The sequence below is a fragment of the Streptococcus sp. HJ1 genome, from assembly GCF_052399005.1.
In the GTDB taxonomy this organism is placed as follows: domain Bacteria; phylum Bacillota; class Bacilli; order Lactobacillales; family Streptococcaceae; genus Streptococcus.
The window spans coordinates 632324-646283 of sequence record NZ_CP199005.1 but is presented as its reverse complement, the minus strand read 5'-3'; the positions used below and the strand labels follow the sequence as shown (position 1 = coordinate 646283).

Annotated in this window: 15 protein-coding genes and 1 pseudogene; 2 read left to right on the top strand and 14 right to left on the bottom strand. The window is 41.0% G+C overall.

The annotated features are described in order from the left end of the window. Nucleotides 1-124: 124 nt before the first annotated feature. The 4 genes from rplK to ACT17O_RS03150 form a co-directional block, all read right to left on the bottom strand. Nucleotides 125-550, bottom strand: coding sequence for a 50S ribosomal protein L11 (gene rplK, locus ACT17O_RS03165; RefSeq protein WP_001085808.1), 426 nt, complete (start codon nt 548-550; stop codon nt 125-127). Between the two features lie 122 nt (nt 551-672). Next, the gene (gene ldcB, locus ACT17O_RS03160) at nt 673-1389 is read right to left on the bottom strand and encodes an LD-carboxypeptidase LdcB/DacB (RefSeq protein ID WP_444817734.1); all 717 of its coding nucleotides are present in this window, start codon (nt 1387-1389) and stop codon (nt 673-675) included. Between the two features lie 14 nt (nt 1390-1403). Then, on the bottom strand, nt 1404-1865 hold the full coding sequence (locus ACT17O_RS03155; RefSeq protein ID WP_000335633.1) for an HIT family protein: 462 nt from the start codon (nt 1863-1865) through the stop codon (nt 1404-1406). A gap of 1 nt (nt 1866) precedes the next feature. Further along, nucleotides 1867-2904: a M42 family metallopeptidase gene (locus tag ACT17O_RS03150; protein ID WP_001076926.1), complete on the bottom strand. Its 1038-nt coding sequence runs from the start codon at nt 2902-2904 to the stop codon at nt 1867-1869. 139 nt (nt 2905-3043) lie between these two features. Between ACT17O_RS03150 and ACT17O_RS03145 the strand changes: the two genes are divergently transcribed. Together ACT17O_RS03145 and ACT17O_RS03140 are read left to right on the top strand one after the other, a co-directional pair. Then, nucleotides 3044-3595 (top strand): DUF1307 domain-containing protein, encoded by a 552-nt coding sequence (locus tag ACT17O_RS03145; protein WP_000844333.1) that lies wholly within the window; start codon nt 3044-3046, stop codon nt 3593-3595. A gap of 316 nt (nt 3596-3911) precedes the next feature. After that, the gene (locus ACT17O_RS03140; RefSeq protein ID WP_049477957.1) at nt 3912-4463 is read left to right on the top strand and encodes a DUF1307 domain-containing protein; all 552 of its coding nucleotides are present in this window, start codon (nt 3912-3914) and stop codon (nt 4461-4463) included. Between the two features lie 48 nt (nt 4464-4511). On the opposite strand, the gene brnQ is transcribed toward ACT17O_RS03140, so the two are convergent. From brnQ to ACT17O_RS03090, 10 genes and pseudogenes are all read right to left on the bottom strand, one after another. Further along, nucleotides 4512-5837 (bottom strand): branched-chain amino acid transport system II carrier protein, encoded by a 1326-nt coding sequence (gene brnQ / locus ACT17O_RS03135; RefSeq protein WP_444817733.1) that lies wholly within the window; start codon nt 5835-5837, stop codon nt 4512-4514. Between the two features lie 184 nt (nt 5838-6021). Then, nucleotides 6022-6309 (bottom strand): rhodanese-like domain-containing protein, encoded by a 288-nt coding sequence (locus tag ACT17O_RS03130; protein ID WP_444817732.1) that lies wholly within the window; start codon nt 6307-6309, stop codon nt 6022-6024. 20 nt (nt 6310-6329) lie between these two features. Further along, nucleotides 6330-6821: a prolyl-tRNA synthetase associated domain-containing protein gene (locus ACT17O_RS03125; RefSeq protein WP_444817731.1), complete on the bottom strand. Its 492-nt coding sequence runs from the start codon at nt 6819-6821 to the stop codon at nt 6330-6332. Between the two features lie 12 nt (nt 6822-6833). Beyond that, on the bottom strand, nt 6834-7418 hold the full coding sequence (locus tag ACT17O_RS03120) for a uracil-DNA glycosylase family protein (RefSeq protein WP_444817730.1): 585 nt from the start codon (nt 7416-7418) through the stop codon (nt 6834-6836). Nucleotides 7419-7471: 53 nt separating this feature from the next. After that, nucleotides 7472-8872: a dipeptidase PepV gene (gene pepV, locus ACT17O_RS03115; RefSeq protein ID WP_444817729.1), complete on the bottom strand. Its 1401-nt coding sequence runs from the start codon at nt 8870-8872 to the stop codon at nt 7472-7474. Nucleotides 8873-8884: 12 nt separating this feature from the next. Further along, the gene (locus ACT17O_RS03110; protein ID WP_444817728.1) at nt 8885-9490 is read right to left on the bottom strand and encodes a nitroreductase family protein; all 606 of its coding nucleotides are present in this window, start codon (nt 9488-9490) and stop codon (nt 8885-8887) included. A gap of 174 nt (nt 9491-9664) precedes the next feature. Continuing rightward, on the bottom strand, nt 9665-10519 hold the full coding sequence (locus tag ACT17O_RS03105; RefSeq protein WP_444817727.1) for a metallophosphoesterase family protein: 855 nt from the start codon (nt 10517-10519) through the stop codon (nt 9665-9667). Further along, the gene (uvrC, locus tag ACT17O_RS03100) at nt 10509-12356 is read right to left on the bottom strand and encodes an excinuclease ABC subunit UvrC (protein WP_444817726.1); all 1848 of its coding nucleotides are present in this window, start codon (nt 12354-12356) and stop codon (nt 10509-10511) included. The genes ACT17O_RS03105 and uvrC overlap by 11 nt, the downstream gene beginning before the upstream one ends. Nucleotides 12357-12457: 101 nt before the next feature. Next, nucleotides 12458-12556, bottom strand: a pseudogene (locus tag ACT17O_RS03095) (M57 family metalloprotease); the annotation flags it as partial. Between the two features lie 170 nt (nt 12557-12726). Continuing rightward, nucleotides 12727-13959 carry an aminoacyltransferase gene (locus ACT17O_RS03090; RefSeq protein WP_139658853.1) on the bottom strand — a complete coding sequence of 411 codons (1233 nt, stop codon included), beginning with the start codon at nt 13957-13959 and terminating at the stop codon, nt 12727-12729. Nucleotide 13960: the final 1 nt, after the last annotated feature.

Below are 13960 nucleotides of genomic sequence, written 5' to 3'. Positions count from 1 at the left end.
TCTATTAATTTTCTTTTTCCACTTCATTAAGTTCCTTTGCCGTACTCAAGTACAAGCATCAGTCACTTGCCTAGTATGAAAATCAACTAATAGACTGCTGTGAGATTTTCTACTGTGTTATTGATTAGTCAACAACAGTGAATCCCATAGAACGAGCAGTACCTTCGATCATACGCATTGCAGACTCAATGTTTGCTGCGTTCAAATCTGGCATCTTAGTTTCTGCAATTTCTTGTACTTGTGCACGAGTAACTGTAGCAACTTTAGTTTTGTTAGGTGTACCTGATCCTTTTTCAACACCTGCAGCTTTTTTCAAAAGAACAGCAGCTGGTGGTGTTTTTGTAACGAAAGTAAATGATTTGTCTTCGTATACTGAGATAACAACTGGAATGATCATACCAGCTTGGTCAGCTGTACGAGCGTTGAACTCTTTTGTGAATCCCATGATGTTGATACCAGCTTGACCAAGAGCAGGTCCAACTGGTGGAGCTGGTGTAGCTTTACCAGCAGGGATTTGCAATTTTACAAGTTTTTCGACTTTTTTAGCCATTTTTAAATCCTCCTTTGTGGTTTTGGCGGTAATTAGAGATTTTTACCTCCCACAAGTATGCTTTACACATACCTTTCCATTATACACTATTTATCTAAAAATGCAAGAGAAAAATTACTTTTTTAATCGACGTAATCGCCGCCTTCAAAGCCATAGTACTCTTCCAAACTGAGGCCACTTGCAGCAATTTCTTTGGCTTCTTTTCCAACGTAGCGGAGATGCCATTCTTCTGCCATGTAGCCAGTCTCTTTTTCCTTGCCTTTGAGATAGCGAACGACAAAGCCATAGTCAGCCGCATGATCCAAGAGCCACTGGGCTGCCTTTTCTTCAGTAACTAAATCACCATCTGTCCCAATAAGGTCAAAAGCAAGGCCCGTCTGGTGTTCACTGTAACCTGGGCGTGCTGAGTAGCGATCTGCTGCTTCCTTGCCATCTTGATTGACATAGTCTTGATAAAGTTTGGTTTGAGTTTCATAACTTCTAAAACCACTGTAGTGATCGCTGATTGGGTAGCCAGCTGCTTGCATTGCTACAATGAGCTTCAGCAACTCTGCTTTAGCTGTTGGATTTTCTCCTGGGTTATAGTCTTTTGACAAAGGATAGTGCTTATTAGCTATGACGATTTCATCGTATTTCCCTTGAATACTATAGTAGTCTCCTTTATTCACAACTTCTGCCTTCTTCTGACTAGAAGCTTGGGATTTGCTCCCTACAGTTCCTTCAGGTTGACTAGTTTGTTCCGTTTTTTGAGTGTTTTCTTCATTTTTAGGTTTTTCTTGAGAACATGCTGCTAGGGTTACTGCCAGCAAACCAGATAAAACAATGTATCTTTTTTTCATTTTTTCTTCCTCTCTTAGACCAAGTGCTTCTCTAATTCATCGGATAAGGCTTTAATCATTTGTTCCAACTCATGGGATTTCACTTGGCAATCTTCTGCCGCCATTTCTTCCCATGGCACCCACCAGACTGGACCACGACCATTAAGACCATAACCTTTCATATCACCTGTTCTTCTCGGAAAAAGATGCCAATGAGCGTGGGCATCTCCATTTCCTAGAAGTTCAATGTTCATCTTTTCAGCTTTAAACGTTTTGGCAACAGCTTCTTGGACCAAACTCATTTCCTCTAGAAAACGAAGTTTTACAGAAGTCTCCATATGGTGGAGTTCTGTAACATGCTCTTTTGCCAGAAATAAGGTATAGCCCTTAAAGTATTGGTGGTCTCCAATAACAACATAGCCTGTTTCTAGTTCTTTTACAAAGTAGGGATTTTCCCCTGCCTTGATCCATTCAATTCTTTGACAAATCAAGCACATATTAGTCCACCAATGCACTCTTGAGATAGGCGTCTACCATACGCTCAGTCGCCACTACTGAATCAATGTGTGTTCGTTCGTAAGAGTGACTGGACTCGATACCAGCTCCAAGGAGGGCATGCTTGACCTCGGCTCCTGCTGACATAGCTGCGGAAGCATCCGAGCCGTAAAATGGATAAATGTCGAGCTTAAATGGAATATCTTGCTCCTTTGCCAAAGCCACTAAATGTTGACGGAAGTCGTAGTGATAGGGACCTGAAGCGTCCTTGACACAGATAGACACTGTATACTCATCCGTCTGCTGGTCATCGCCCATAGCTCCCATATCTACAGCCAGATATTCTACTACCTGACTTGGAATATTGGAGTTTGCACCGTGACCCACTTCTTCAAAGACTGAAAAAGCAAAATGAGTTGTTACTGGCAATGCAATCCCCTCTTCCTTGTAAATACGAAGAAGATTGAGCAAAATCGCTGCGCTGACTTTGTCGTCCAAGTGACGTGACTTGATAAAACCAGTCTCTGTCACGATAGTTCGTGGGTCAAAGCTGATAAAATCACCGACCTCGATGCCCAAGGCGCGCGTTTCTTTTTCATTGGTTACTTTTGCGTCCAAACGCACTTCCATATTGTCCTGAGTGCGTTCAGCAGTTCCTGCATCTTTGTAGACATGGCAAGATGTCTGGTGGATGAGGATCGTTCCAGATACCGTTTTACCTGTACTAGCCACATGAACGGTACAATTCTCACCTTCAATCATGTTCCAAGGAAAACCACCGATACGGTCCAATTTGAGACGACCATCTGGCTTGACTGCACGCACAATGGCTCCAAGTGTGTCTACATGGGCAGTTACATAGCGATGTTGTTCGTCATTTTGACCTTTGATTGTTACATTGACACCACCCTTAGATGTGCGAACAAGCTTGTAACCAAGCTCTTCTAAAGTATGGACTAGGTAGTCTGAAATCTCACGAGTAAAACCCGTTGGGGATGCAATAGCGGTTAGTTCTTTGATATAGTTTATAGTCTGATTCATTTCTTCACCTCTTTCCTACCATTATAACATTTTTCTAGTCAGACTCCTTATCAAAAGGAGAAAAACTGTGTTTAGTTGCTTTCACTATCGATCCATGTTATAATACGAATACTTTGATTATGAAAGGAAAGTAATAGATATGAAATCATACTTTAAAGTATCACTAGCCCTTGTGGCTTCACTTGTCCTCCTGCTCGGATGTTCCAAACAAGCATCAACTACTGCTAGCAGCAGTACCAAAGAAGACACAACAACTCAGTCAAACGAGACTAAACAAAGCAGTCAACAATCATCTGAAAAGAAAGAAACAACTAAAACACATACCTTTGTAAACAAAAGCAATTCTGGAATCACTTCTACCTTGATTTATACTGTAGAAGGGGACAATGTTATCAAGCAATCAGCTAATAACATTGCTGATCCTGAAATCCTTGGTGCAACTCCAGAAGATGTCAAGAGTTTTATCGAAGAAAAGTACAAAGGTTATAATGGACTCAAAGGTGTTAAACAAACGATTGAAATCAAAGATGGTAAAGTTGTTCAAGATCTAGAAGTTGATTTCTCAGTTGCAAGCATTAGCGAACTTAGAAAAGCACTTCCTGAAGAATATTCTGGTATCGGTAATCGTGTCAGTTTCTCAAATTCTAAAAAAGCACTGGAAAAAATGGGATTCACAGAAAAGACGAACTAATCTCCCAAAATTTCATATAGACTAGTGTAGGTCCACCCCAAAAGTTAGACACAACTCTGACTCTTGGGGTATTTTACTATATTCCTAACTGATGAGTCCGATAGATTCCTCCAAATCCCATAAAAAGTGCATTTAAAACTTCCCACTTTTCAATCCATACGATAAAAAATTTTTGAAACAGATAGAGACAAAACTTTAATCGTCAGACTAGTTTCTGTTCATTGTCATGTCAAATCAGATGAGAGGGGAGGTCTAGTTGATTTTGTAGTAGAATCATGTTATAATACAAAATACTTTGATTATGAAAGAAAATTCTATGAAAACTTATGTTAAAACTTCACTAGCCCTTGTGGCTTCACTTGTCCTCCTACTCGGATGTTCCAAACAAGCATCAACACCTGCTAGCAGCAGTAGCAAAGAAGACAAAACAACTCAGTCAAGCGAGACCAAACAAAGCAGTCAACAATCATCTGAGAAGAAAGATGAGACAAAAAACTACATTTTTGTTCACAATAGTAATCCCGGAAGAACTTCTACCTTGACATACACTGTTAAGGGGGATGATGTTGTAAAACAAGAAGTCTATAATGTTTTTGATCCTGAAATACTGGACAAGTCAGCAGAAGAGATTAAAGAACTTATCGTGAAAACTTATAAAAAGGAGGAAGGACTTAAAGGTATTACACAAAATATCGAATTCAAAGATGGAAAAGTCATCCATAGCATGGAGGTTGACATGACTGTTGTGAATCTCGAAGAGATGAAAAAAGCAATGCCAAATGAAGTTTCTGGCTCTGGAAGCCGTGTAAGTTTCCTAAAAACTAGAAAAATGCTTAAAGAGGCTGGTTATACTGAACAAACCAACTAACGAGTCGTGCTTATACAAAAAATTCTTGGTCGTTGACCAAGAATTTTTTTATTCCATCTCAAAAACATCACTCTCTTGTTTGTTTGGTAGAACCAGCGAAAGCAAGATTCCAATGATAGCAGGTACCAACCATGGGAGGGATGCCTTAGCAAAAGGCAAAGCATTCACAAGATTTTCTAGAAACTCAATTTTAAAAGAGCTTCCAAGAACACTTGCAAGAGCGATTGCTGTGACAACTCCCATTGTTAGTTGCATACCCGGTTTTGATAGGGGTACAAACTTATTAACAATCACAATCATCACAATGGCAATGGTGATTGGATACAAGATAACCAGTACTGGAATGGAGTACTTGATAATCGCATCAAGACCAAGATTTGCAATGGCAAATCCAATCAAGGTAAAGGCTGTTGCATAGACCTTGTAGCTGATTTGTGGGAAACGTCCGTTAAAGAACTCTGCTGTCGACACAATCAATCCAACTGTCGTTGTGAAGCAGGTTACAGTTACCATAACAGCAAGGAAGAGTTGAGCTGTTGAACCAAAGATTTCCTGAGTTGCTTGCGACAAGATATAAACACCTGGTGTTCCACCCTTCATCACTTCAGCTGGTACTGGGAAGTGATTTCCAAGGAATCCTAAACCAATGTAAAGAGCGCTAAAGGCAAGAGCTACAACGATACCAACAACCCAAATAGTTGAGATGTATTCTTTCTTACTTGAAAATCCAAGTTGTTTCAAGGTTTGAACAGCGATGACACTGAAGGCAACTGAGGCAAGGGCATCCAAGGTGTTATACCCCTCTAAGAATCCTGTTCCGAAAGCAGATGCTTGATAGGCTTCTGAAGCTACTTGAGGACTTGTTCCACCATATTTAAAAGCACCAAGTACTACTAAGATAACGATAAGCAAAGCAAAGACTGGCGTCAAGATTCGTCCGATACGATCCAAAATCTTTGAAGGATTGAGCGAAATCAGATAGGCCGCTGCAAAATATAACACGGTAAAGATAATCAATCCAAGTCCTTTATTTGCTTCAGATAAGAGGGGGCTGATGCCGACCTCATAAGCTGTTGTTGCTGTACGTGGAATGGCAAAGAATGGGCCAATCGATAGATAGAGGACTGCAAGATAAAGAGTCGCAAACCAAGGTGAGATTTTCTTAGAAATCTCATAAATGTATCCTTTAGGATTGAGTGTTCCGATGATAAGTGTCAAGACGGCAATACCGACACCTGAAAAGACAAAACCTGCGATGGCAGGAAGAAACTGTTCTCCAGATAGGGCACCTAGAGAAGGTGGAAAAATCAAGTTCCCCGCACCAAAAAATATTCCAAACAGGAGCAAACCTGTTAGGGCACCTTTTTTAGCCATAAAAATCTCCTTAATATTTCTAAAATACTGACCTAGTATACCATGATTAAAACTTTGAAAAAAGTATCTAAAATTAATCATTGAATGTTTTCAATATTTTAAAAAATAAGAATAGTCTAAAAATAAAATCCCTCACTCAGTTAAAACCAAGCAAGGGAAGATTAGGATTTATCGCCATATTGGTTTAAAGATTTTCAAAGGCCGTCATTCCACCTTGGACATTGATAACCTTGCATCCATGCTCCTCTAAGAACTGGCAAGCACGAGCTGATCTCATCCCTGATTTACAAATGACATAATGCAAGAGGTCCTTGTCCAGCTGATCATAAGTATCAGCAAGTTGACCGAGAGGGAAATTACGAGCACCTTCTAAATGAAGCGTCTCGAACTCTTCTGCTTCTCTCACGTCCACTAGAGAAAGTTGGTCGTTTTGGTAAAGTTGGTAAAATTTGTCAAAAACAATTTCTTTCATCATTTCTTTTTTTGATGCCTTTAACGCAAAGTTAAAAACTTATAGGTAAATCCAATCGACTCTAAAAATCGGAACAAGTCTTTGCTTTTGATAAAGATGGTCTTTTCATTAGTATTGGGATGGAAAGTCATGATATCCTCCGATACAATGTCCTTATCAAAATAAACTAGAATGTCTTTTTCTTCATTATTTAACAAACCAAAAGGTGATACCGTTCCTGCTGGTAGGGTCATTTTCTCAGCCAAGGAGTCCAATGAGGCCATTCGAATCCGATCGGCTCCCACTTGAACTTTAAAGTCATCCATATCCAATCGTTTCTTGTCATCCATTATGAGCAGATAGTACTGAGTTTTCTTCCTATTGGTCAAAAACATGGACTTAGTCCGGACTCCTTCCCTTCCTTCAATATAGCTATCTGCCTGCTCTGTCGTAAATACAGGTGGGTGCTCCACCACATCAAAGGTGATTCCCAACTCTTGCAAGGTATTAGCTACTTGTTGATAAGCATCCATAGTTTTTCTCCTTTATTGATGAATAATCTTTTGTACCAATGCTTTCAAATCTGGCACCACTTCTGACTCAAACCAAGGATTTTTGGCCATCCAGATTTGGTTTCGTGGTGATGGATGCACAAGAGGGAAAAATTCTGGCAGATAATCCTGATGGCGTCGAACTCTCTCAGTTACCTTGCCACTGACCTTTTCATTTAAATAATAGGCTTGGGCATACTGTCCGATTAAAAGAGTTAATTGGATATCAGGTAATTCTTGCAAGAGTTGGGGATGCCACTTTTCTGCAAAACCAGGTCTAGGCGGTAAGTCACCAGACTTTCCATGTCCTGGAAAATAGAAGTCCATGGGTAACACCGCAAAATAACCTGAATTGTAAAAAGTATCCTCATCAACGCCGAGCCAGTCCCGCAAGCGATCCCCGCTTTTATCCTTCCAGTAAAGACCTGCCTCCTGAGTTTTGAGACCAGGCGCTTGACCGACAATATTGATACGAGCAGTTGTTGGCGCTGCAAAGAGGGGCTCTATCCCCTGATCTGTATAGCTTTTGTTTTGCGAATCTGCCATGATGGCTTGTTTGATCTTTTCGATTTGAGACATCTGTTTTCCCTCCAAAAAGAAGTCCAAGCATAAAATCTCAGACTTCTAAAGGCTTATTTAATCAATTCATAGATAGCTTCAGCATAGATTGCTGCTGCTCGGAAGAGATCATCTAAGGCGATAAATTCATTGGCTTGGTGCATGGTATCGATAGAATCTGGGAACATAGCACCGTAGGCAACACCACGTTCTAGCAAACGACCAAAGGTTCCACCACCGATGACTTGCTCATGACCTTGAAGTCCAGTTTGTTTTTCATAGACATTCAACAAGGTTTGCACAAGTGGATCTTCCATTGGCACATAGTGAGGGGTGTGACCGTGTTCTGACAAGCTAACAGAAGCAACTGGCAAGTTTTCAAGAACTGACTTGATTTGCTCTGGGCTTGTTCCTTTTGGATAACGGAAGTTAAGGGCAATCGTATTGTCAGCACTTGCCTCGTCGAAGCGGAAGACACCGGCATTCATAGAAAGGGCACCCATCTTTTCATCCACATGAGCAACCTTCAAATTTTTACCTTCATGGTCATTCAAGAGAATCTTACCAGCAATGTCAAGGAAATCTTTTGCAGGTCCCGCAAAGTCAAATTGGCTGAGGAAAAGGGCAAGGTAGGTCGCACCATTGACACCTGATGCAGGCATAGCACCGTGGGCTGATTTACCGATGATGGTAATCTTGTATTTGCCAGCTTCTTCTTGGATTTCTCCTCTGAGTTTGTGTTCTGCAACGAAGGCATCTAGTTTCGCTTGCAAGTCAGCCAGGTCCCCTGAAACGACTGCTGTCGCTGATTCAGGTACCATGTTTTCACGCAATCCTCCTGTGAAACTGTGAAGACGGGCTGCACCTGTATTTTCACCTGCAAAGTGGAGGTATTCGGTAATGTTCCCTTTTTCACCATTGATGATAGGGAATTCAGCGTCTGGAGAGAAACCGAAGTCTGGTTTCGCAAGTCCTACATGTTCAAAATAGTAGTCCATGTCTGCCCAGCCTGATTCTTCGTCTGTTCCAACAATAAAGCGAACTTTCTTAGAAGTTGGAAGACCCAATTCTTTGATGATTTTCAAGCCATAGTAACAAGCTGTTGTAGGTCCCTTGTCATCTGAAGCCCCACGCGCATAAAGGCGACCGTCTTTGATAGTTGGTGTATAAGGGTCCGTGTCCCAACCGCTACCAGCTGGCACCACGTCCATGTGAGCAAAGATTCCGAGAACTTCTTCTCCTTCACCAAACTCAAAATGTCCTGCGTAGTTATCAACATTTTTAGTTGTATAGCCATCGCGGTCTGCGATTTCAAGGAATTTTTCCAAGGCTTTTACTGGACCAGGTCCAAATGGATGATCAGCATTCGCCTTGCTGTCATCACGTTCTGAGTTGATTTCCAAAAGGCTAAACAAGTCAGCCAAGAGGTCTTCTTTGCGTTTTTCTACTTCTGCTGTAAAATCAATTGCTGTCATTTTTTCTTCCTTCTATCTTTTCTCGATGATTTCATCCACTGGCAAGCGGTAGCTTGGTTCTAATTTCTCGTCTGTGTAACCTACAGTAATCAAAAGCTCAGGACGGAAGCGTTCTTCAATTTCCAAGATTTCGTTGGCTTTTGATTTGTCAAATCCAAGAATAATGTTAGAACCGATTCCTTGGTCTGTCAGAGCAAGAACCAAATTCATGGCAACCAAACCTGCATTGAGTGCTAGGTAGTCGCTGACTTGTTGTTCACTGTAACGCGCAAACTCGGCAGGCAAATTCTTCATGAAATATTGAAGTTGCTCTTCTGAGAAATTCTTTGCACCACCAACTCGGGCAATCTTGCGGGCACGTTTGGCAAGATCTGTATCTGTAAACAAGGCAATGGTCACTGGCGCTGATGATACCTGCTCAAAGTTCGAACCATAAGCTAATTTTGCCAATTCAGCATTTTTCTCACGAACCACCACAAACTTCCATGGCTGGCTGTTATGGGCACTTGGGGCCAAGGTTGCGATTTCGATAGCCGTACGCACATCTTTGGGATCTACCGGTTTATCAGTAAAATGCTTAGTCGCATGACGTTTTTTATTTAATTCAAGAAATTTCATAATCGATTTCCTTTTCTAATTCTACTGCATCCATTCTACCATATTTTGAAAGAGCTTGCAGAGATTTTTCATAGAAAGAAATTGGAACAAGGATGAAGCCATGGATTTAAACTTATCATTAAAATCAGGTTTCCCCTCACCCAGTTCCAACTAATTTTCAGGGGTTTAAAGAAACTAGTCTATCTTGTATTCTGACTTTATAGCCTCCAAGAAATCCTTCACATCCTCTACATACCCATGCTTTTCAATTAAACTAGCTAAGAGTTCTAGATTGTGCCCCCGATAGTTGTCATCTCGACGTAGTTCTTCATACATTTCGATAAAAGGAAGACCCTTGGACTTGGCCAATTCTAACTCTGCTTCATAGTCATAAGCAACTTTTCGGAATAGAATATTTACCAATTCCCCATCTTCCACTTCTATCACGGCATACTGGGCACGGTGATTTTTTAACGCCTCCCAATCAAAATAGGGCATGCCAATCGTACCTGGATTGATGATTTGTTGCCCTTGACTACCGTAACGAAGCAACTGCTTGTGGACATGACCATAAACTGCCACGTCCGTTTCCTCGTTTAGGAGTTGGTCAAATTTATCTGTGTTATTCCCAACAGACAAGTCACCACCATAGTTCTTATTTGGCAAATTATGAGAAAGAGAAAAGCGCAGTCCGTCAATTTCTTTCTTTTCTAGCATAGGTAAGTTTTGTAGCCAGACAATCGTTTCAGGATCCATTCGCTCCATCAAATACTGCGTCATACGCAAGAGCTGGACTTCCTGTGGGTCTTCCAAGCCATATTGCCCATCTAAAGCCTCAAGGACACAATCATCCCAATTGCCTCGAACACTTGCTGTGATAGGAAGGTCTTTTAGCAGAGCGACCAAGTCATTTGCACCTGGACCAGGAAGAAAAATATCTCCCAGAAGCCAATATTCACTGACTTCCTGAGCTTTAGCATCTGCAATCACTGCTTCTAAGGCCGTTGCATTGCCATGAATATCTGATAAAATTGCGATTTTATGGTTCATGATAATTTCCTTCCGTTTGGTAATCTACTCTCTCTTCCGCTACTTGAGCCAATTCCACTTCTTCCTGAGGGTTCAACTTTCTCTGCACAGCTTCTGCGACTGCCCTTGGTACCCCAACTTCGACGATCTCATCCACACTGGCTTCCTTGATTTTAGTGAGAGATTTAAAATGCTTCATGAGATTCTGCTTGCGTTTAGGTCCCAGACCGTCAATCCCATCCAATTGTGATGAAAAGGAGTTTTTGGAGCGCAGTTGCCGGTGGAAGGTGATAGCAAAGCGGTGGACCTCATCTTGGATGCGTTGGAGGAGGAAAAATTCCTGAGAGTTTCGTGACAACTCCACCACTTCCAGCGGATCTCCAAAGAGCAATTCATGGGTTTGGTGCTTATCATTTTTTTGAAGCCCAGCAATAGGAATGTCCAATCCTAGCTCTTCTTGGATGACTTGCTTGGCGATATTGACCTGACCTTGCCCCCCATCAATGACAATCAAATCTGGCGGGGTTAAACCTTCTCGTTGTACTCGACCATAACGTCTGCGAATAACCTCTCGCATACTAGCATAATCATCTGGACCGACAACCGTTTTTATCTTGTACTTACGGTAATCCTTCTTACTTGGTTTGCCATTGACAAAAACCACCATAGCTGAAACAGGACTGGTTCCCATGATATTGGAGTTATCGAAGGACTCGATACGGACTGGGGTCGGGATTTGAAGCAAGCGTCCCAGATTTTCAATAGCTCCTTGGGTCTTTTCAACAGATTTTTCTAGCAGATTGAACTTCTGCTCCAGACTAACACGGGCATTTTTTATAGCTAGATTGACCAGTTGTTTTTTCTCTCCACGCTGGGGTTTGAGAATCTTGGTATCCACCAAGGCCTTGACAGCTTCTTCGTCGATATCTTGCGGAATCAATACTTCATTGGGAACCAGGTGGGATTTTTCTTGATAGAATTGTCCCACATAGGTCAAGAAGTCCTCATCCGGATCATTGTAATAGGGGAAAAGATTGACATCCCGCTCAATGAGCTTGCCCTGACGGACAAAGAAAACCTGAACACACATCCAGCCCTTGTCCACATAGTAGCCAAAGACATCCCGATTTTGGAGATCCTTTGCCATAACCCGTTGCTTGGTCCGAAGTGTTCCAATGGCCTGAATCAGGTCACGGTATTCCGCCGCACGTTCAAACTCCATACTTTGTGCTGCTACTGCCATTTTACTCTTGAGATCATCGATGATTTTGTCATCCTGTCCTTTTAAGAAGTCAGAAACCTCCTGAGCCATGGACTTGAAATAGGCCTCATCTTTTTTACAGATAGTATGGGCCATACACTGGCCGATATGGTAGTAAAAACAGACCTTAGACGGTGGATTAGTACACTTGCGAAAAGGAAAAATTCGGTCCAGTAGTCGCTTGATTTCATTTGCTGCCCCTACATCTGGATAGGGACCAAAGTAGAGACCACCGTCCTTTTTAACCTGACGGGTGATAATCAAGCGAGGATAACGCTCATTGGTGATTTTGATGAAAGGATAGGACTTATCATCCTTGAGCATGATATTGTACTTGGGCTGATTTTCCTTGATCAGGTTGATTTCTAGGAGAAGTGCCTCAATATTGGACTCAGTGACGATAAATTCAAAATCCACAATTTCAGATACCAGAGCCTCAGTCTTGGTATCGTGACTTCCACGGAAATAGGAGCGCACACGGTTGCGCAGATTTTTAGCCTTTCCTACATAGATAATGGTGCCATTTTTATCCTTGTGAATGTAACAACCAGGGCTGGTCGGTAGGAGCTCTAGTTTTGATTTGATCAAGTTATTCATAGTTCCATTATAGCAAAAAGGCCGTAACAGGACGAACAAAAAGCCCCACCAATCACTTGTTGGAGGAGCTTTGATTTCTTTTCAGATTGCACCGACTTCATCTAGTCGCTACTGGAATAGAGTTCTTGAACAGCTGTCACATCCTGAGGCTGAATCCCATAATAGGAACCTGCTGGCTGCATGACAGAAGTTTCGTTGGTGTCGCTATAGATTTATAGGATACCCTAATATTCTTTGTATAAGTAAAATTTCTATACTACTTCCTAAATTTCCCCTTTTATTCATTTGACTCAAATAAAACACAGAAAAAAGAAGTACAGAACTACACTCCAAAAGCTATACAACAACTAACTTTTTGGGGTAGCCGTAATTATCGGCCTAACATCCTTTTTATCAGACAAATAATTCTATACTTGAGAGGAGAAGGATAATAACGGAAAGTTCCTGCCTTCCTTACAATATAGCCATTAAAGTTTTGCTTAAAGCGAAGAACACCATCACTTCCATCAAATATTCCTTGAATCCCTAAGAAATTATAAACAGGAATTCCACGCTTTATACTCTCTAACATAACATGCTCTTGAAGCAATGCTGGTGCATAGAACTTATTAAATTCTGTATAAGAACCACTAAAAAGATAGGTACTCTCTTGAGGCATATAGATAAAAAGACTACCAGCCAATACAACCTTTTGTTCCCCATACTTGGCTATCAATTTATGTGCTTCTGCTTTACGAACCTCAAAAGTTTCAAATTGATGTAGCAATTCTTTATGCTCTTTTTTCTTCTGAGCTGAATAAGGAGATTTTCTTAGTGCCTCATCAAAATCTGCTATTTTTTTGGATAGATTTTCTTGATTCTTCTCCAGTTGAGAAAGATAATCTTGAAAATTTAAAGTCGCAACCATAAATTCAGCCCGGTCTCCAAATGCATCATAAAAATGTTCGTAATATTCTAAACTTTTATCACTGTATTCTCTTCTTTTTGATGTCGTAGCAGTAATATCTTTAAAAATAGATAATTCATCACGTTTTAATCGTCTCAATTGAATGCCAAAGCTTCTAGCTTTCTTAACCAAGGGTTTTCCCTTTTTACTAAAAGATCGAATTAAATTCTCCTCTGTGATTCCTTCTAAGTCCTTGACATATAACCAATCAGGTTCCCCACCTGGGTAACCAATCTGTAAACCATCATGACAATATCCTAGATTCGTCAGACACTGAATAATTTCTGGTTGCTCCTCTGTTACTGGATTCCCATTAGTATCAAAACTTTGAAAAGTATCGTAAGGTTTGACAATCAACTCCAGAGCCCCATGTTGTTTGGCATACACTTGGAGATCTTTGTAAAATTCCTTTAGATAAGCTGAATCGCTATAAATTGGACCAGAATTGATTTCCATGTGCAGTCCACCTGTCATTGGCAAACTATAAACCAATGCGGCAACCTGAATGGTCTCTGTATGCTTTAGAGCAAGGTAGGTCACCGTTGCTCCTCGCTTCTCTAACAATTCTCCCATCTGGATTGATTGTAAAAACGAGCGGGAGGTAATTGATTCTGAATAAATGCGAAAGTCTTCTTTAGTAAGTACAGTTAGTGTCATA

Excerpts from the sequence above, each read along its gene's own strand:
- uvrC (WP_444817726.1), bottom strand. The coding sequence starts at position 12,356 with ATGAATAACTTGATCAAATCAAAACTAGAGCTCCTACCGACCAGCCCT.
- ACT17O_RS03150 (WP_001076926.1), bottom strand. The coding sequence starts at position 2,904 with ATGAATCAGACTATAAACTATATCAAAGAACTAACCGCTATTGCATCC.
- rplK (WP_001085808.1), bottom strand. The coding sequence starts at position 550 with ATGGCTAAAAAAGTCGAAAAACTTGTAAAATTGCAAATCCCTGCTGGT.
- ACT17O_RS03090 (WP_139658853.1), bottom strand. The coding sequence starts at position 13,959 with ATGACACTAACTGTACTTACTAAAGAAGACTTTCGCATTTATTCAGAA.
- ldcB (WP_444817734.1), bottom strand. The coding sequence starts at position 1,389 with ATGAAAAAAAGATACATTGTTTTATCTGGTTTGCTGGCAGTAACCCTA.
- ACT17O_RS03110 (WP_444817728.1), bottom strand. The coding sequence starts at position 9,490 with ATGAAATTTCTTGAATTAAATAAAAAACGTCATGCGACTAAGCATTTT.
- ACT17O_RS03105 (WP_444817727.1), bottom strand. The coding sequence starts at position 10,519 with ATGAACCATAAAATCGCAATTTTATCAGATATTCATGGCAATGCAACG.
- ACT17O_RS03145 (WP_000844333.1), top strand. The coding sequence starts at position 3,044 with ATGAAATCATACTTTAAAGTATCACTAGCCCTTGTGGCTTCACTTGTC.
- ACT17O_RS03140 (WP_049477957.1), top strand. The coding sequence starts at position 3,912 with ATGAAAACTTATGTTAAAACTTCACTAGCCCTTGTGGCTTCACTTGTC.
- ACT17O_RS03125 (WP_444817731.1), bottom strand. The coding sequence starts at position 6,821 with ATGGATGCTTATCAACAAGTAGCTAATACCTTGCAAGAGTTGGGAATC.
- pepV (WP_444817729.1), bottom strand. The coding sequence starts at position 8,872 with ATGACAGCAATTGATTTTACAGCAGAAGTAGAAAAACGCAAAGAAGAC.
- brnQ (WP_444817733.1), bottom strand. The coding sequence starts at position 5,837 with ATGGCTAAAAAAGGTGCCCTAACAGGTTTGCTCCTGTTTGGAATATTT.
- ACT17O_RS03155 (WP_000335633.1), bottom strand. The coding sequence starts at position 1,865 with ATGTGCTTGATTTGTCAAAGAATTGAATGGATCAAGGCAGGGGAAAAT.
- ACT17O_RS03130 (WP_444817732.1), bottom strand. The coding sequence starts at position 6,309 with ATGAAAGAAATTGTTTTTGACAAATTTTACCAACTTTACCAAAACGAC.
- ACT17O_RS03120 (WP_444817730.1), bottom strand. The coding sequence starts at position 7,418 with ATGTCTCAAATCGAAAAGATCAAACAAGCCATCATGGCAGATTCGCAA.